This is a genomic window from Pontibacillus halophilus JSM 076056 = DSM 19796 (genome assembly GCF_000425205.1).
GTDB classification, from domain to species: domain Bacteria; phylum Bacillota; class Bacilli; order Bacillales; family BH030062; genus Pontibacillus_A; species Pontibacillus_A halophilus.
In genome coordinates this window covers 226,921-245,735 of record NZ_AULI01000006.1, presented here as the reverse complement: position 1 = coordinate 245,735, position 18,815 = coordinate 226,921, and the positions used below count along the sequence as shown (strand labels likewise).

The 18,815-nt window shown below is 42.2% G+C and carries 14 protein-coding genes and 1 pseudogene; 8 read left to right on the top strand and 7 right to left on the bottom strand.

The annotated features are described in order from the left end of the window. Positions 1 to 11 precede the first annotated feature (11 nt). The gene (locus tag H513_RS0106975; RefSeq protein ID WP_026800101.1) at positions 12 to 1,451 is read left to right on the top strand and encodes a DEAD/DEAH box helicase; all 1,440 of its coding nucleotides are present in this window, start codon (positions 12 to 14) and stop codon (positions 1,449 to 1,451) included. 101 nt (positions 1,452 to 1,552) lie between these two features. Here the strand turns inward: H513_RS0106975 and H513_RS0106970 are convergent, their stop codons facing one another. From H513_RS0106970 to H513_RS0106935, 7 genes are all read right to left on the bottom strand, one after another. Further along, positions 1,553 to 2,002, bottom strand: coding sequence for a CHRD domain-containing protein (locus H513_RS0106970; protein WP_026800100.1), 450 nt, complete (start codon positions 2,000 to 2,002; stop codon positions 1,553 to 1,555). A gap of 125 nt (positions 2,003 to 2,127) precedes the next feature. Beyond that, positions 2,128 to 2,727, bottom strand: a complete 600-nt coding sequence (locus H513_RS0106965) for a response regulator transcription factor (protein WP_026800099.1) — start codon at positions 2,725 to 2,727, stop codon at positions 2,128 to 2,130. After that, positions 2,724 to 3,863 (bottom strand): sensor histidine kinase, encoded by a 1,140-nt coding sequence (locus tag H513_RS0106960; protein WP_026800098.1) that lies wholly within the window; start codon positions 3,861 to 3,863, stop codon positions 2,724 to 2,726. The genes H513_RS0106965 and H513_RS0106960 overlap by 4 nt, the downstream gene beginning before the upstream one ends. A gap of 119 nt (positions 3,864 to 3,982) precedes the next feature. After that, the gene (gene desA / locus H513_RS0106955) at positions 3,983 to 5,029 is read right to left on the bottom strand and encodes a Delta(5) desaturase DesA (protein ID WP_026800097.1); all 1,047 of its coding nucleotides are present in this window, start codon (positions 5,027 to 5,029) and stop codon (positions 3,983 to 3,985) included. Between the two features lie 445 nt (positions 5,030 to 5,474). After that, the gene (locus H513_RS0106950; RefSeq protein ID WP_026800096.1) at positions 5,475 to 7,898 is read right to left on the bottom strand and encodes a putative bifunctional diguanylate cyclase/phosphodiesterase; all 2,424 of its coding nucleotides are present in this window, start codon (positions 7,896 to 7,898) and stop codon (positions 5,475 to 5,477) included. A 234-nt stretch (positions 7,899 to 8,132) separates the two neighbouring features. Next, complete coding sequence (gene metA, locus H513_RS0106940) at positions 8,133 to 9,041, bottom strand: homoserine O-acetyltransferase MetA (RefSeq protein WP_026800095.1); 909 nt, start codon at positions 9,039 to 9,041, stop codon at positions 8,133 to 8,135. Positions 9,042 to 9,176: 135 nt separating this feature from the next. Further along, positions 9,177 to 10,421: a CYP152 family fatty-acid peroxygenase CypC gene (locus H513_RS0106935; RefSeq protein WP_026800094.1), complete on the bottom strand. Its 1,245-nt coding sequence runs from the start codon at positions 10,419 to 10,421 to the stop codon at positions 9,177 to 9,179. Between the two features lie 294 nt (positions 10,422 to 10,715). Between H513_RS0106935 and H513_RS19735 the strand changes: the two genes are divergently transcribed. The 7 genes and pseudogenes from H513_RS19735 to H513_RS0106900 all read left to right on the top strand — a co-directional run bounded on the left by H513_RS19735 (position 10,716) and on the right by H513_RS0106900 (position 18,814). Continuing rightward, positions 10,716 to 11,372, top strand: coding sequence for a sugar transferase (locus H513_RS19735; RefSeq protein ID WP_051239746.1), 657 nt, complete (start codon positions 10,716 to 10,718; stop codon positions 11,370 to 11,372). A gap of 30 nt (positions 11,373 to 11,402) precedes the next feature. After that, positions 11,403 to 12,770: a tyrosine-protein kinase domain-containing protein gene (locus H513_RS0106925; RefSeq protein ID WP_026800093.1), complete on the top strand. Its 1,368-nt coding sequence runs from the start codon at positions 11,403 to 11,405 to the stop codon at positions 12,768 to 12,770. A gap of 13 nt (positions 12,771 to 12,783) precedes the next feature. Further along, entirely contained in the window at positions 12,784 to 13,566 is a 783-nt protein-coding gene (locus tag H513_RS19730) for a tyrosine-protein phosphatase (protein ID WP_051239744.1), read from the top strand. Between the two features lie 103 nt (positions 13,567 to 13,669). Further along, positions 13,670 to 14,953, top strand: a pseudogene (locus H513_RS0106915) (lipopolysaccharide biosynthesis protein); the annotation flags it as partial. Beyond that, positions 14,922 to 16,136: an O-antigen ligase family protein gene (locus tag H513_RS0106910; protein ID WP_026800091.1), complete on the top strand. Its 1,215-nt coding sequence runs from the start codon at positions 14,922 to 14,924 to the stop codon at positions 16,134 to 16,136. The pseudogene H513_RS0106915 and the gene H513_RS0106910, both read left to right, overlap by 32 nt. Then, positions 16,102 to 17,262, top strand: coding sequence for a glycosyltransferase family 4 protein (locus tag H513_RS19725; protein WP_051239742.1), 1,161 nt, complete (start codon positions 16,102 to 16,104; stop codon positions 17,260 to 17,262). Before H513_RS0106910 ends, H513_RS19725 begins: the two co-directional genes overlap by 35 nt. Further along, positions 17,231 to 18,814, top strand: coding sequence for a GNAT family N-acetyltransferase (locus tag H513_RS0106900; RefSeq protein WP_026800090.1), 1,584 nt, complete (start codon positions 17,231 to 17,233; stop codon positions 18,812 to 18,814). The genes H513_RS19725 and H513_RS0106900 overlap by 32 nt, the downstream gene beginning before the upstream one ends. The last annotated feature ends 1 nt before the right edge of the window (position 18,815 follow it).

Here is an 18,815-nt window from a genome sequence, read left to right as displayed (position 1 = left end):
AACGAAACAACATGGAATCATTTACTACATTCGGATTGAGCCGTCCGATTCAAAACGCTCTAGACGGTCTTAACTATAAACAACCTACAGAGGTTCAACAGAAAGTTATACCTAAGGCTTTGCACGGCAAAGACCTTGTCGTTAAATCTCAAACTGGAAGTGGAAAGACTGCAGCATTTGGAATCCCACTGTGTGAGCTCGTAGAATGGGAAGAGAACAAGCCTCAAGTATTAATTCTAACTCCTACTCGAGAACTTGCTGCACAGGTTAAGGAAGACATTACGAATATTGGTCGATTTAAGCGGATTAAAGCTACAGCGCTTTATGGAAAGCAGCCCTTCCACCGACAGAAAGAAGAATTAAAACAAAAATCGCACTTTGTTGTTGGGACACCTGGACGCGTACTAGACCACATCGAAAAAGGAACATTCCCTCTTGAGAAACTCGATTATCTTGTTCTAGATGAAGCAGACGAGATGCTCAATATGGGATTTATCTCACAAGTGGAAGCTATTCTAGCTGAGCTCCCTGAAAAACGTGTTAATTTCTTATTCTCCGCTACGATGACAGAAGAAGTAGAACGGTTGAGTGAACGATTAACAAATGGCCCAGTTCGAATTGAAATTACACCTGATGACGTTACGACTAACACAATCTATCATTCCGTTATTGAAGTAGAAGAAAAAGCGAAATTCTCACTACTGAAAGACATTACCGTAGTCGAGAATCCAGACAGCTGTATGATCTTCTGTAGAACGAAAGAACGTGTCGACACGGTGCACCAGGATTTGTTAAATGCACGTTATCCAGTGGAGAAACTTCATGGTGGATTAACTCAAGAAGAGCGTTTTCGTGTGATGAAATCGTTTAAGCGTGGAGAATTCCGTTACTTGGTAGCAACAGATGTAGCGGCAAGAGGGATTGATGTGGAACGTGTGACTCACGTTATTAATTATGACCTTCCAATGGAGAAAGAAGCCTATGTTCATCGCACGGGTCGTACAGGACGAGCGGGGCAGACAGGGCAAGCGATTACGTTCGTAACCCCTTATGAGGATAAATTCTTGAAAGAAATTGAAGCGTATATCGGATTCACACTTCCTGATGCAGTGGCACCGTCCAAAGGGGCAGTGTCGAGCAATCTTCCACGATTTAACAAAACTCTTCAATCTACTCCTAAAGTGAAAGAGGAGAAAGGGAAGAAGATTGATTCTAATATCATGAAGCTTTATTTCAATGGAGGGAAGAAGAAGAAAATCCGAGCGGTCGATTTCGTTGGGACAATCTCCAACATTAAAGGCGTTACAGCCGATGATATTGGGATTATTACAATTGAAGAGAACATTTCTTATGTCGAGATTCTAAATGGAAAAGGGCCTACTGTGCTGAACGCCATGAAATCGAAGACCATTAAAGGGAAACAATTGAAAGTACACGAAGCACGTAAATAAATCGAAGTGACCGTCTATCTAGGATAGGCGGTCTTTCTTTATATTTGAATCATAAAAAGGGACACCGCCCGTTCGGAGCACTGTCCTTTCCTGCTTTCGTTCTAGCGGTGTGGTCGTCTGCGTTTCGTTGACACAATTTGTCCTCGGATTTCTCCGGCTAGATTTTGTTCGGTGTGTACGTTCACGTACGTGCGTTCTTCCCGCATGAGTTCGAGTAGGTCGCTCACACATTTCACGCCCACGTCGTTCTTTACAATATCGTCATCTGTAATGACTCCAGTGACTACACCTTTTCTTGTCGTGATCCCATTTTGTTCACTTAAGGTCGCAAGGTCAGCGCCGAAGAGAAAGACAAGTACAGGACCATTCTCATCTCGGTCTCCCTTATGAATGTGAGCCTGGACGAAGTTGTCGATGTTGTTGACCTTTAGAACGAATTTAATCTTCGTGCACGATTTATTCGCAACAAACTTGGCGACGCCAAAGGCATCAGAATCAACTGGTGGGACTTCATTCTGTCCCTTTAAGTCAGCGATGAAAAATTGTTCCATTAGATCACCTCCTGTTGTACAATATCTTATTCATATTGCGCAGGAGTTGTATAGATAGGTAACTAGGGGGAGTCATCTCCTCATATGGAGCAAAAAAAAAGAACAGCACTTGGCTGTTCTTCCATCTAGTTATACCATCCTTTTTCTTTGAACTTTGAGATGGCCTCTATTCGGTTTGTTACTTCGAGTTTATCTAAGATGACGGATACATAGTTCCTTACGGTTCCAGGTGTGATGAAGAGTTCTTTTGATATGTCTTTCGTGGTTTTCCCTTCTGCAACAAGTTGCATCACCTGTTTCTCACGTTCTGTCAACGGATTCTGGTTAGTGAAAGCTAAATCAACCAGTTCTGGAGCGAAAATGCGTTGGCCGTTTATAATCTTTCGGATGGAGGTTGCTAGCTCTTCAATTGGGCTATCTTTCAATAAATAGCCACTCACTCCAGCCTTTTGAGCCCGTTCGAAATAGCCACTTCTCGCGAAAGTGGTCAAAATGATTAGCTTGCACGCTTCATGCTGTAACTCTTCTGCTGCGTCTAGTCCGCTTTTCATAGGCATTTCTATATCCATGATGCATACATCCGGCTTATGCGTTTGTACAAGCTCAATGGCTTCTTCTCCGTTCGTTGCCTGACCAACCACTTCCATCCCCTCTTCTAAGTCAAGAAGTGAGCCAAGTGCTCCTAACAACATGCGTTGGTCTTCCGCTAATACAATTCGAATCATGAAGATTCCTCCTTATCTGATTGATGAACGTTCGTTGGAACATGAATTCTTAATGTGGTGCCTTCATTTGAAAGCAATTCCAGACTGCCGTTTACAAACTCTAATCGTTCGCGCATGCCTTGAATACCACTACTCACTAATGACTCAACTTGGCTTCGTAAGCCAACTCCATTGTCTTGTACAGAAACGACGACTTCTGTCTCTGTCTGTTGAATGGTGACTTGGCATAGGGTCGCTTCACTGTGTTTCACTACATTTGTAGCGGCCTCTTTCAAACACATGCTAAGTACATTCTCAACGAGCAGTGGGGTGTTTGAAAGAGAAGGGGTGCCTTCTACTTTAAATTCCATTTCTGCCGCTTCTATAATCTGCTGTACCCGTATTAACTCATCAGTTAGTTTCGCGCCACGCATATCAGACACCATTTCTCGTACTTCTTTCAAGGCGGTTCGAGCCGTTTGGCGGATATCCTGTAACTCTTTAGCTGCTTGTTGAGGCTTTACTTCAACTAGCTTTCCTGCTAGGTCACTCTTAAGCCCAATCATAGAAAGTTTCTGACCAAGTGTGTCGTGTAAGTCTCTTGCTATGCGCTCTCGTTCTTCAATAATCATAAGCTGAGAGATTCGCTCATTCGCATCTTCAAGCTGTCCTTCCAGCTGTTGCTCTTTGTTTCGGTAACGAATCGTGAACGGTAGAAGGATGACGCCAATCACAGTTATAAAGATGAAGGGCAACTGTGGGAAGAGCGATTCAATTTCGATGATGAAGACGGGAGTTATGGCGGCAAGCGTTGATGTTAGATGGACAATATAAAGCGTTAAAAACCCACTTAAATTTCTTACATTCCCAATGAAGAAAGCGAGGAATAGGGCAAAATACACGTAACCGAATAAGAGGGTCATCGCAAGATTAATGATCATTTCCATACTGGCAAGTACGTACATCAACCAGCCCTTTATGGTAAAGGATAGCCGATAGAAGAGAACGAATAGTCCAATCATAACGATACCGAAACTGATTTCCGTTAAAGAAGAGGACCGAAAGATGAAGAAAAAGGGCAGTAGACAGAAGATAATCCATACATAAGAGCTAAATCCTGTATTTTTTGGGATGATGTGATACCAATGTTTTTGCATGTCGACCTCCTAGGATGTGCGCTTGCTTACAGAATATCTCATAACGTATGCGCTGTCACGATTCTATCGTAACCTTCTATCAAAGAAAGAGCCATTCCCGCGGAGGGATGGCTCTCTTCTTATTCTTGCAACGATGGACTTTTACGTAAGGCGCGTTCTTTTTGTTGCTGCTTAATTCGTTCTTTTGCTTCTTTGAATGTTACAAAGACTTTATGGTCCGTGTCATAGAGTCTGAACCGAATAGATTCTAAGCTCGTGAGTAGCGTAATGGTTGTTGCCTTTTGTAAAGGTGGTGTTGAATTGTGAGCTTCCTCAAGCTTATAGTTAGGAACTCTTGGGCTTAAATGGTGCACATGGTGATAGCCGATGCTTCCTGATACCCATTCAAGCCATTTCGGAAGCTTGTAATAAGAGCTACCATCTACAGCAGCCTTTACAAAATCCCATTCACTCTCATCTTCATAATAAGAATCCTCAAATTGGTGCTGAACGTAGAAGAGCCAAATACCTAATACGCCTGATACGTAAAGAATCGGGAGTTGAATGATTAAGAATGCTTCCCATCCAATTGCCCAAATGACGAGACTGTACATAACGACTGCAATTACGGTCGTCATGTGCGTATTCAAGCGCTCTTTCTTAGGAGCATCCTTCCGATTAAATCGATTGGATATAAGAAAGAGGTATAGAGGCCCTAATCCGAACATGACGATCGGATTACGATAGAGACGATAAATAAGGCGCTGCCAGAAGGAAGCTTCCATATACTCTTCTACTGTCATAACCCAGATGTCACCTGTGCCTCGTTTATCTAGATTTCCGCTTGTAGCATGGTGGATGGCGTGGTCGCGTTTCCACTTCTCAAATGGGAATAACGTGAGAATGCCGGTAATGTTCCCAACAATTCGATTGGCTTGCTTTCCTTTCATGAAGGATTGGTGGGTACAGTCATGAAAGATAATGAAGATGCGTATGACAAATCCACCGGCCAACATCGCTACTGGAATGGCAATCCATGGGGAAATCGATAATGTCCAATAGGAAATCCCCCATAGAATGAGGAATGGCAATAACGTATTGATGAGTTGAACGACTCCAGATCGTGTTTCTGGCTTTGCATAGGGTGCTACACTTTTCTTTAACTCGCGTTGTTTTTGTTTATCCATCATTTTCTCCTTTTGTCCAGTCAGACTCATTTCTCTATGCTATATGGTAGCCGAATGACGTTTATCTTATAAGGCATAAACGTCAGTACGGATATATGACACTTGTCATGGGTGGGTCTATTTGAAGCCTGTCCTGTAAGGGATATTCTCCTATCCAAAGTTGTGAAAAAAACATGATATTTTTTAAAATCATAGTGATGCTTCTAGTATCTTGTGGATAATAATTCAATATTATCAAGTTTATTCAAATTTGAAGAGGCTTTATAAGACCGTGACTAGCATCCTGATAATGAAGTTTGTTAAAGGTGAATAGGACGTGACATTTAGAAATATGTGTGGGCCAGTGAAGCCAAAGATCAAGAATCAGAAGGTTCAGTTGCTGAAGATAATCGAAACAGTCAACAAAATAGAGAGCCCTTCACATCGAAGGGCTCTCTTTACGAATCTAGGTAGTTTGTAAATTGTTGTAATAGTGTTTCATGAACTCTTCTGCTCCAACAGGTGTCGTGTAGTAATACCCTTGGCCTTCATCACAACCCCATTTGGTTAGAAAGGATAATTGTTCATCCGTCTCAATGCCTTCTGCTGTAATTTGGATTCCGAGGTGCTTGGCAACGGAAATGAGCGACTGAACGATGGCGATATGGTCGCTGTTCTCCGGAAGGTCCTTGATGAAAGAGCGGTCAATCTTAATGCGGTCAAATTCAAATTTAGATAAATAGCTTAAAGAGGTGTATCCTGTACCGAAGTCATCCATTGTAACTTGAAACCCATAAGCTTTCAATTCCGCCATAATATCCATTGTGCGTACGGTGTTTTCCATTGCGAGCGTTTCTGTGATTTCTAAATCAATGGATTTTGGCTGAAGGTTGGCATCACTTACAATCTTCTTCACTCGTTGTGCAAACTCTGGATGCAAGAATTGCTTAGGGGAGATATTAATCGACAGATGAAAGTCTAAGTCGTTCGTACACTGCCATTCGCTGAATTGACGGCAAGCTTCTGTCATGATCCAATCTCCGAGTGGATGAATGACATTGGATTGTTCTGCAAGAGGGATAAATTCAGCAGGGCTTATTGTCCCCTTTATGGGGTGCTCCCACCGAACAAGTACTTCTACACCTTCTACTTTGTTCGTCGAAAGCTTGTACTTCGGATGGTAGTGTAAGAATAGCTCCTGTTGGTCAATGGCACGTTGCAACTCTTCTAACAATACAATTTTCTCAACGCTACGCTTCTCCATAGCAGGGGAGTAAGGAAGGTAGTGATTCCGACCATCATATTTTACTTCGTACATGGCCATATCTGCATGTTTAATCAGCGTATCAAAGTGTTGTCCATCGGATGGATAGAATGAGATTCCCATACTTGTTGTAATCGCCTTTTCGTGTTGCCCGAGCTGGAATGGCTTAGACATTTCGCACTGAATTTCATCGGTTAATCGGAATATTTCTGAGGAATCTGACTGATAGGGGATGCATAGTAGAAATTCATCTCCACCAATTCGTGCAATGGATGCGGATTCCTTTAATATTTTCTTTAATCGTGCGCCCACAAATTGTAGCAGTTGATCCCCATATGTGTGCCCCAAGTGGTCGTTAATATCTTTGAATAAATCAATATCTAAAAGGATAAAGGCCATATGAGGTTGGCCTAGACGGATATGCTGCTCCATGCGTTGACGAATCCCTCTACGATTCATTAGCCCGGTCAGTTCATCGTGATAAGCCATGTATTCAATCTTTTGTTGAGACTCTTTCTCCTTTGTAATGTCTTGAACAATCGCATATACACCTGTAATCGTACTATTTACGTGAATAGGGAAGGCTGTTATATCGATGTATACTTCTCTTCCGTACTTCGTTTGGAATGTCGTCTCGAAATGAACCTCCATGCCGTGACAGACTTGATCATAATAATTTAACACGCGCCTTGTTTCAGCAGGAACAATTAAATCAGGGATGTTCAAATGAAGCATTTCATCCTTGGCATATTGCGTTAATTCAAGCACTGAATGGTTGAACGATTTAAAGCGCCCCTTCATGTCGAGTACGAAGATTGCGTCTGGGTTGTTCTGGAAGAGTGAACGATACTCCTGTTCATTTATTTGCAGTTCATGGTGTTTCGTACGTAGCTGTTGGTGTTGGTAGGAGAATTGGTCTTCGAGATAACTGAGCGTAATCACAAATAATAATAAGACACTTGTCCACTTGGAATAATCCATAAATAGACTATTATGTTGGAGTAAGCCTGCAATGAATGAGAAAACGATTGAGCTGAGCGATAATCCGATTAGGTCGAAAGAGACAAGGACTCTCATACGATTTAATTCTCTTTTGATTACAAGTTGGTCGAGATGTAGATGCTGAAAGATCCGTGTGGCTGCGTAGATGGCACCAATAAGCAACAGCCATGATGACATTAAATTCGTTTGAGAGATGGTTAGATTCTGCTCCAATCTAACTGTCGTAAAGTAGGTGTAGCCTAAGATGAACAGACTTATGAATGAACTGAGTAACAGATGTAAGGATACATCCTTTTCATTCAAAGGCTGTAAAGATGGGTTCAGTTTTTTCTTTCCGAGGTAGCTCATTGCGGTAAATGTAAGAAAGCAAATGAATGCAAGTAAAGCAATATGGAAGGTTAGCGCTCTAATATGGCCTTCGTAGGGTACCACTATTCCTTTAAATAATAGGCTAAGCGTAGGAGCGAGTGAGATTGCGGTAGCACACAAGATGCTCAGCAGTAGGGAAAGGACAAGTTCATGAAGTGGATAGGTAATACTTCTTTGAGTAATTTGTTGAATCAGAAGCATAAGCACTACACAACCACTTGTTGATACTAGTAAGTAGAACAATTCTGTCAGCACATTTAACCTCCTGTCCCTTACTTAAATCGTCATGATGTCCTAATTATACCTATCCCATGTATAAATTTCTAATTATTTATCGAACATTGACGAAGTAGTGTTCATTATAACACTCATGACTTTTCAGGATATCAAGATCATAAGACAGTGGAATTTCAAAGAGCATAGAAATAAGGTGACCAAGAGCGTTCTCGGCCACCTCAATGAGCATCTGTTGTTACCTTCATGGGGGTATTAATCCCAGTGATAAGGAGTTTCTTGATAGACATAGTAATTTAACCAGTTAGAGAACAGCAAATAGGCTTGGGACCGCCATCGGTTCAATGGGGGGATTGATGGATCATCTTTTGGGAAGTAGTTTTCTGGTAGTTGAACAGGTAAGCCTTTAGCTTGATCGCGTTCGTATTCTTCAGCTAATGTAGTCGCCTCATACTCAATGTGACCCGTAATCATTACATGTTTCTCATCCTTTGACATAACAAGTAATGCACCAGCTTCTTCTGAAGAAGCGAGAAGGGTTAGTTGTTCGTGTTCTAAGATAGATGTTGCGGATACACCGGTGTAACGAGAGTGAGGGGCAAGGAATTCATCATCGAGTCCTCTTACAAGCTTAGTCGTAGGAACGTGTAACCTGTGTCCATAAACACCTGACAATTTATCGGGGAGCTCGTATTTATCAATTCCATAATGACCATAAAGAGCAGCTTGGGCTCCCCAACAAATATGCAACACAGACGTTACATGTTCTTTCGTCCACTGCATAATGGTCTGAAGTTCTTCCCAATAATCCACATCCTCAAAGCGTAATCGCTCAACAGGAGCCCCCGTAATAATCATACCGTCGTAATGGTGATGCTTGATGTCAGTGAACGTTTTGTAGAATTCATTTAGGTGAGATTCACTAATGTTCTTAGACTGGTAGGTTTCCGTGTGAATAAAGTCTACGTTTACTTGTAAGGGTGAATTACTCAGGAGTCGGAGCAATTGGCGCTCTGTTTTCTTCTTCTCAGGCATTAAATTTAAGATGAGAATGTTTAATGGCCGAATATCCTGTGTACTTGCTCGGTCATCCTCCATGAGGAAGATGTTCTCTTTCTCTAATCGTTCGCGGGCGGGAAGGTGTTTCGGGATGTTAATTGGCACGTAAGAATCCCCCTCCTATGTGAAAATATTACACTTATTATAATGTTCAGCCTTTAGTAGAGCAACGGGGAAAAGAGTGCTTAGGTAAAAAAAGGCTACAGCATTCTTGTTGCAGCCCTATACAAGCACAGTGTGCTATTTTCTTCTGACTTTCTTTAAGATCATCCCACTTTTCGGAAGGGCAGGCATTTTACTTAAGCTATAGCTGTGATCTTGCTTTGGAACTTTGTAATCTATCTTTCTTGATAAGTAGCCAAAGCTTGCTTTCAATACTTCGATGGTTGGCCATTCTCCTGGACAACGGTGCCCATCGTAATAATCGCCGCCACCTTGAGGAATCAAATCAAACAGCCCACCCTTCCAATCTTTGAAGCGGTCAGGGTCAAATTGGTCTGGATTCTCCCAAAGGCGCGGGTCGTGATTCGTTCCAAATAGGTCAATCATGACTAATTGGTTCTCTCTAAATGTATAGCCTTGCCAAGTAAAATCATGCTTCACTTTTGCACCCAAGAACGGTGCGAACGGGTAATAACGTCGGACTTCTTGGGCGAAACGCAGAATATATTCATCACTCTCTTTGGTCTTCTCGCGAGTTTCAGGATAGTCTGCATATGCTTTAGCACCGAAAGCTAAGAATTTAGAGATTGCAACAAGGGGACGAATAACGTTTAGGAGTTCAACAGCTGCGATTTCAGTGTCCAACCTATCTCCATTCTCATCAAGATGAAAAGCCATCTCATGGATAGCTGAACCTTCTCGTGTTTCAAGTTTATTTGCTCGTACATCTTCAATAATAGAACGAATCCATTTCTCAGAACGGTTCCTTGCACGTCTACTTTCAATATGCTTAGGTCCAAGCGCGCTAAATCCATCAATCATCTTAGATAAATCTTCAGTACGTTGCTCCACTTCTTTCTTTCCTAGTGGTATGCCAGCCCAATCACACGCTACCTGGCAAAGCAATTCCCTACTTTCATCGTAAAGTACAACCTTACGCTGTTTCTCCCATTTCATGGCATACTCTTCCCAGTAGGCGGTTGTTAGATTAGATAAGCGACGCAACGCATCTGGTGTCATGAGAGACATGAATAGCTGTTTGCGGTGAGCATGCGCAGCACCATCTTTCGTATGGACACCGCCTTCTCCGAATAACGTCTTCAGTACAGGTTTCGGTAAAGCCCCGTTTCTTTTCATTCTTGATGAATCATAGAAGAGATTAGCCCCTTCCTCTCCTCCAATAAGAGCAATACGTTGTCCTAGAAGTTTCGTTTCGTAAACGTCAAGGTGTTGACTATGTAGACGATTTGGAATGAAAGCATATCCTTCTCGAACAAGTGAAATGGTTTGGTCTAAACGGTCCTTCGCTACGTTCACATTCATCTCTGTTGCCTCCTTGTCTTGTATTGCATAAGCTGCCTATCTAATTCCTTTTTTGTCGAAGAGATAAACGTGGATAGCTATTGTGCCTCTTTGGTGTGCTTGAAAAAGAACGTTTTTGTTCTTTTTAAAGTTAAAACACTGGAATTTTCTGTTTTATGTAGTATATAATAACGTTAAGTTCTCTATAAAGAACAAAAAGGCGGCTTTTGAGAGTGAGGTGTACGGTATAAAGGTTGTGATTATGTCGGATGTCGTCATACGAGATTCTAACAACTGATTCAGGAGGGGTTCCAGTTGGACCAGAATAAGAGATATGACTCTTTCGCCAGAAGACTAGAAGATAAGTCCCGTTACAGTCTCGTTAAAAGGTGTACGGATGTGCTGTGTAGCATCGCTTTACTTATTCTCATGTCTCCATTACTTATTTTAATCAGCCTTTTAATCTTGTGGATGGACGGAATGCCGATTGTCTTTAAACAGACGAGGACTGGCATGAACGGCGAACCTTTCACAATTTGGAAATTTCGAACGATGAGACAACATAACTTTGAAGACGAACATCAATATGATTGGGGAACTGGAGTGCCGAATCAATTCGTGTTCAAATCTTCTCCAGGGAAGCACGTGACCAAGCTCGGGATGTTCTTGAGGAAAACAAGTTTAGATGAAATTCCGCAATTGGTTAACGTGATTAGGGGAGACATGAGCTTGATTGGCCCACGGCCTGAAATTCCGGCTATTACTGACCTGTATAACGAAGAGCAAAGCAGAAGGTTAGATGTAAAACCTGGTCTAACTGGGTTTGCTCAAGTACATGGACGTTCAGACATGACTCATGGTGAGAAGATTAATTACGATTTACATTATGTGGAGCGGTGTTGTTTATTATTAGATCTGTCAATTATTTGGAAGACGATTAAGTTGGTGATTTCTTCAAAGGGGTCTTACTAGTAAAGAGAAATTTGAAAAGGTTGTGATGCAGTGGGCCAAGCTTTTGGATTAAAAGAAGTCTATCAGGTGATCCGCAGAAGGGTTGTCTTGCTTAGCGTCGTCACCTTACTTGTTGTAATCATCGGCATCGCGATTAGTCTTCTATTGCCCCGAACGTATGAAGGAGAAGGGGCTCTACTTGTGAACTTTACATCCGTAAAGAGTGATGAGGATGAAATTTCAAGTTCTGAGATTGAAACGAACTTACGGTTAATCGAGACCTATAAGAGTATCCTCATCAGCCCTAGAATCATGGACAAAGTAAAAGCCCAATACGGGTCTGATTTAGAGATGGAAGAGTTGGTTCAACGATTTACGATTGGTACAAATGCAGAGTCTCAGATTATAACCGTTCAGGCGGTTGGCCCATCTAAAGAAGCGGCTTCGGAGCTTGTGAATGTGACGTTGGATACGTTCCAACAAGAGGTTGAATCATTGATGAACTTAAATAACGTTCAAATTCTAACCCGCTCAAATCCTGATGCCCATGAAACTCCGATAAAGCCAAATTTACTTATGAACACCATTTTGTCTCTGTTGCTTGGCTTGTTTCTAGCACTTCTGCTCGTTTTTCTTAAAGAAGTCATTTTCACGAGGGCGGATTCTGAAGAGAAGGTGGAGAAGGTGTTCCGTTTATCTTCACTAGGGGTTGTACCTATTATCTCTGATGAATGGAATCAGAAGAAAGAAGATTTGATGCAGAATGACCGTTACTTTAAGTTGCTGCCAAGACTCGGCACCTATTCTCCAATCACAGAAGCCTACCGCTCCATTCGAACAAATCTCCAATATACACTTAACCAGAAGTCGGCAAAGACGGTCTTGTTCACAAGCACTCATTCGAGCGAAGGAAAGTCTATAACAGCAGCTAATATTGCCTATAGCATGGCTATGGACCATGTCAATACGGTGTTTGTAGACCTTGATTTACGTAAAGGGGTCGGCAATCATCTATTCAATAATCCCGTTCGCAAAGGGGCGACCAATTATTTAGAGGGTTACGCTTCAATTGATGAAGTTGTCAGTAGAACAGATATTCCACACTTATCCTACGTTGCGAAAGGGCCTATGCCTAAGAACCCGGCAGAAGTGCTTTCATCGGATAAGATCAATACGATGTTAGCAGAACTGAAAGAACATTTCGACCTTGTCATTATCGATACTCCACCACTAGTTGTAGCTGATGCCGTTGCATTATCAACAAGAGTAGACGGATGTGTATTTGTAGTAAATGCACAAAAGACAAATACAGAACAAGTATCAAAGAGCTTGCAACGCTTAAATAAAGTAAAGGCAACTATCTTCGGTGTTGTGTTAAATAGAGGGGTGAAAGAAACAAACGCCCATTATTACTACTAAAGGGGGAGAGAAGATGATTGAAATTCATTCACACATCCTTCCTAAGCTCGATGATGGAGCCAAAGACGTTAGGCAAACGCTAGAGATGGGGCTACATGCAGTGAAAAATGGGGTGACTCATGTAATTGCTACGCCGCATCACCGGAATGGCAACTATCTGTGTAAGCCAGAACATATCGAGCAGCGGGTGGGTCTAATTAATAAGATGTTCCAATCCAAACGTATTCCACTGAAGGTGCTCCCTGGTATGGAAGTACATCTTTACCCTAACCTCATTGAAGATTTAACGAACAATCAACTTGTCTCTCTTAATAGGCGTCGATATATACTCGTTGAGCTACCTGATTCTCATATCCCTCACTACACAGAGGAACTGTTCTATGAAATGCAGCTGTTAAATCATATCCCTATTATTGCTCATCCCGAGCGGAACCACGAGATTAGAAAGCATCCCGGCCGATTAGCGGACTTAATTTCAAGGGGGGCACTTACCCAGTTAACAGCAGGTAGCGTGATTGGAGAGTACGGAAGAGAATGCCAGAAATACAGTCATCTTATGCTTAAGCAACACTACGCTCACTTTCTATCCTCAGACGCTCACAACGTTGCAAACAGGTCGTTTAAGTTGAAAGAAGCATATGAATATGTAGAGAAACACTACTCCAAAACGTATGTCGACTATCTGCAAAAGAACGCAGTGAGTGTTGCTAAAGGAGTGGATTTCAGTATCGTTCCTCCTCACGTAACAAATCGTTCATTCTCACTATCTAGGCGAAGTCATCTAAAGGTATTGTGACTATGGTGTATCTTTTTGTTCTTTATTAAGAACGAAAAGGGAGGTGTGAACCGTTCATTTCCTATCTGAATTCTTTAAAAGAAACAAATTTGTCAAAGGTGTATCCATTTTAATGGCGGGAACTACTGTATCCAATCTTTTCATTGTCCTCACAACCCCTTTGCTTACGATGCTTTATACGCCTGAAGAATTTGGGGTTTTATCCGTTTATTTATCGCTTGTCTATTCTGTATCTGTTATTGCTTCACTTGAGTACGATCAGGCCATTCCTATTCCGACCGATCGACAAGAGGCCTTTCATGTTTTCCTTCTTTCATTACTAAGTGTTGTATGTGTCGCGATGATAACAGTACTTATGGGGACGCTTCTTCCTATAGGTACGTGGTTCCAGTCTCCTCAGTTGGATGAATGGGTGTGGTTGCTAGGGATGAGCGTTCTCTTTCTTGGATGGTACCAAGTGTTTAACTCTTGGGCCGTTCGAGAAGAAGGCTACGCATCCATGTCTCGCTCAAAGGTCAACATGAACACAGGACAAATGGTTTCTCAGATTGGTCTAGGCTTTATTGGAGTCGGATATATAGGGTTGTTAGTTGGTGAAGTGATTGGAAGAGTAATGGGGTGCTTCACGTTTTGGAGACGACTCTTTGGTAAGGGGATCAGAACTCAGTTCAGTATGTCTCTGTCAGGAATGTGGAAAGTGATGATTCGTTTTCGGAAATTTCCCCTTATGGTCACATGGCCATCTCTCATGAATAGCTTGAGTGGTCAAATTCCAACTTTTTTCTTGGCTGCGGTGTTTGGAGTGGAAGTAGCGGGAGTCTATTTGATTGCTCAGAAATTATTAAATATTCCAGAAGGACTGATTGCCTTCTCGGTGTCTCAAGTATATCTATCTGAGTTAGCCATTCATATGAAGGAGTATCCCTTATCCATCCCAACTTTGTTCTTTAAAACGTTACAGAAGATGATTCTACTTGGAGGAGCGATTACGTTTCTAATTGTAATCTTTGGTCCAGCAATCATTTCTCTTTTGTTCGATGAGGCTTGGGGTGAGGCGGGTGGATTCTTAAGAGTGTTAGCCATTCTCACATTTTTCAGGATGGCCATTAAACCGATACTTGGTAACTTCTATGTTCTTGAAGAACAAACACTCCTCATCGTTGGTGAGGTGGTTCATACGTTCTGTATCGCTGTTTCACTTGTGGTAGCTTACACCATTATGAAAGAACCGCTTAATGCTCTTCTTTGCATGAGCCTTCTAGCGTCCTTAGGAATAGTCTTGCAAGGGTGCTGCAGTTACCTGGCAATGAAGCGGTGGCTGAAGCGAAATAGAAGTCTTGAAGGAGGCGTAATCTATGATCAATCTCACTCATTCGTTGAATCATAGTATCCGTCCCTCGTTGCTTCCATTCGTCTATGTGTGTATGGCCTTAAGTTTTGTTGTGTTTATTGAACCATCACCTTATGACGTGCTCATGTGTTTACTTATTCTGTTCGGTTGGATCACCTCATCGTTTGTATATACGAAAGCACTAGGTGTCCCAATTGTGCTTATGTTCATTTTCTCTTTAAGTAACATCGTTTCTGCCTACTATTCTACGGATTATAATGGTGCCATTTTCTATTTTCTCATTACGCTCTATTTGATCTTTTCTTGGTTGTGTATCGCATCGCTAGCCACTCGTTATCGTATCAAGCTTATCCAAACCATTGGAGAAGCTTATACCCTTGTAGCTTGCCTTTCAGTCGTTGTAGGGACGCTTGCCTATTTTCACTTTATCCCTTCTCATGAGTGGTTTCTGCAATATGGGCGTGTTAAGGGGTTGTTCAAAGACCCTAATGTGTTCGGTCCTTATCTTGTTCCGGCAGCACTTTATTGTCTATATAAAGCAGACAGAGGAGAAGGACGTGTGAAATGGGGAGCTTATACCTTGTTCTTGTGCTTAGCACTCGGGATTTTACTTAGTTTCTCGCGAGCAGCTTGGGGCAACTTTGCTTTAAGCGGTGTGGTTTATTTCCTATTTACAAGTACGGTGCCAATGAAGAACCGAATTGGGACAGTCGTAATGAGTACGTGTATCGCTGTTCCTTCTCTTTATCTATTATCCCGAACGCCTGCAATTGCTACGTTGCTCCAACAACGGATGAGTATACAAAGATACGATGAGGACCGGTTCGCTACCCAACAAGTTGCCCTAAGTTCAGGGCTACAAAATCCTTTAGGCATGGGGCCGGGGCAGTCAGAAGTTAATTTCGATTTGTCTACCCACAGCTTATACGCTCGACTTATTACCGAGAACGGTGTCATCGGATTTATTTCCTTTCTCGTATTCTTTCTACTTTCTATAGGATATTGCTACGTCCAGATTCAAAAAGCCTCATCTCCTCATAGAGGGTGGTATGTCATTGTCTTCGCTTCCTTGGTTGGTCTTCTATTTAATAGCTTCTTCGTAGATACACTACACTGGCGTCATTTGTGGTTAATGCTTGGTTTAGCTTGGTGTCCGGCTTTAGTAGAAAGAAAGGAGGAAGGACATGAGAATCGTTCAATTTATCACAAGGATGGATGAACCAGGTGGGGCTCAAATTCATGTGAAAGACTTAAGTTTAGAGCTTCTAAAGCGAGGACATGAAGTCATATTGGTCTCTGGTGAAGGAGAGTTAGCTTATCCAGAATGTGTAGAGAAGGGCATTCAACATTATGCTGTCTCAAGCTTAAAACGGGACATCCATCCATTACAGGACTTTAAAGCGTACATTGAAATCTATCGTCTATTTAACCATTTACAGCCAGACCTAATCGCCATCCATTCGTCCAAGGCCGGTATAATTGGGCGCATTATAGCGAAGCGACTTCGTATCCCATCTGTCTTTACTGCGCATGGCTGGGCATTTACTGAGGGTGTCCCTGCGATGAAGCGTTACCTCTTTTCAAATGTGGAGAAGGTAGCTGGGAAATTTGGAGATGCCGTTATATCTGTTTCCCATTACGATGCTAAGCTCGCACTCAAGCATAAGGTACTTTCTCCACTCAAGTTGTCGGTCATTCAAAATGGAGTAAAAGATTGTGAAGAATTCAATCGACAAAATGACGATACGGTTCATCTGACGATGGTCGCTCGCTTTGCGCCGCCTAAAGATCATCTTGCTGTTCTACAAGGATTGGCTCAGCTACGTGACATGAATTGGGAACTGTGGCTTATTGGGGATGGGCCGCTTATGAGCAATGTTCAACAAGAAGTCACAAGGCTTGGATTAGAGGGCAAGGTCCACTTTCTTGGAAATTGCAACAACGTTGAGGAATGGTTGGGGCGGAGCGACATATTTATCCTTCTATCCAATTATGAAGGACTGCCGCTAAGTATTATTGAGGCGATGCGGGCATCGCTTCCCATCGTAGCTTCCTCAGTAGGAGGGGTCCTCGAATTGGTGACACATGAGGAAAATGGATTCCTTATTCCCAATGAAGACCAACAAACCTTCATAGTAGCCATCGAGAAATTATTGCACAGTGCTTCGTTACGAACGAACATGGGAGAGCTGTCACGACAGAAATATGAAGCGTCCTTCACATTTGAGCGGATGGTAAAAGAGACGGAACGAGTCTATGAAACAGTGTGTCGCATAAACGAGCAAGCTTCTGTTCGAAGGGAAGGGGTGCACCATGAGAATTACTCAAATTCATACAGAAGATAAGTGGCACTCCTATAGAAATGATTGGGAACGGCTTGTACAAAGGACAGATGAAACGAACCCTTTCATCGAGTGGTCGTGGATTACATCTTGGTGGAAGCATTTCAATCAAGGAGCAACACTTATGATAATGGCTATCGAACGCGAGAATGAAATCGTAGCGTTCTTCCCTTTAATGAGACAAAAGGGGGTTATACGCTTTATAGGGTATCCCCAGAATAATTACGCAGACATAATTGCTGACCCGGCTTACAAGGAAGAGTGTATTGCCTATCTTCTTCATTATGGGAAGAAGCAGCGTGGTGTTGTGTTCGATTTACATGGACTATTAGAAAGTGGTCAAACAGATACTTGTATAAAGAAACAACTGCACGAAAGGAAACATCCTGTCTACTCAAGTAATGTGGTTAGTCCAATGGTACGAAGAGAGCAGATTACACTCCCCACTTATATGAAGAAAAAGAGGAAGAAGCATGGAGTAGATCGGAAAGAAAAACGACTAAGAAAACTTGGGAATCTTACTTATCAGGTTCTAGACCAGAGAAACTTGTCTCGTGTGTTTGAACTGCACAGAAAACGTTGGAGGAAGAAAATAGATGGAAGTGGATTTACAACGTCGCCATCTGTGGATTTCTTTACAGAACAAATTCAACACCATCCCTCTGCTAACATCGTTCACGCATTGTGCGTGGAAGGAGAGATGATTGCTTATGTATATGAACTTCGGCGTGGAGGCAGAAGGTTATTGTACAACTTAGCTCACGACGACGATTTTCGGGTGTTTAGTCCAGGTCGTATCCTAATGAACTATGTAATCGAACAATGGTCGCAGTCTGAAGACCAGCTCTTCGACTTTACAATTGGATACGAATCTTACAAATACGATTGGAATACAGAAGAGGACTATGTTCATCGAGTTGTATTCCCTGGTAAAGGACTACGCGCACAAGTTCTCTATATGTGGATGAAAGGGAGGCAGAAGTTCGTTCATACCTTGAAGAAATCAGAGTCGATTGTCAAATTTAGACGGAATACGATGGGAAAGTGGAAGAACGCCATACAAAGATGGAGAGGCTCTTCCTTAAAAAGTCGCATTCAGTGGGTGAGAAGACAGCTCTTCCAGCAAAGCTCTCGCTCCTTACACCACGATTATTCTTCTAACAACCGCTCCTACAGACCTACGTTTCAACCGATTGATTTAAAGGATGTATTCACCTTGAAAGAAACGCATCAAGATACAAGTGGGTGGGTTGAGCGACTGTATAAAAGAGAGTACGGCTTTCATAAGGGAGGAAACTGGTTCTGGGTTACGGAGAATGCCTTCCAGCACGAAGAAGCCCCTCATGTTGTGATGACGAATTGTGGGCATCTAGATGAAAGTATAGTGAATGAGATTAGAGCTCGATTTCCTGATTGCAGTCGTTATATTTATACCAGCACTAAAGAAGCATGGCTATACGAGCTTGGATTTGTCCCCATTCGTGAAGATAAGGTGACCAAGATTTGTTCGGTATCGGTTTCAAAACAGACGATAAACAATCCATTAGGAGGGTGAG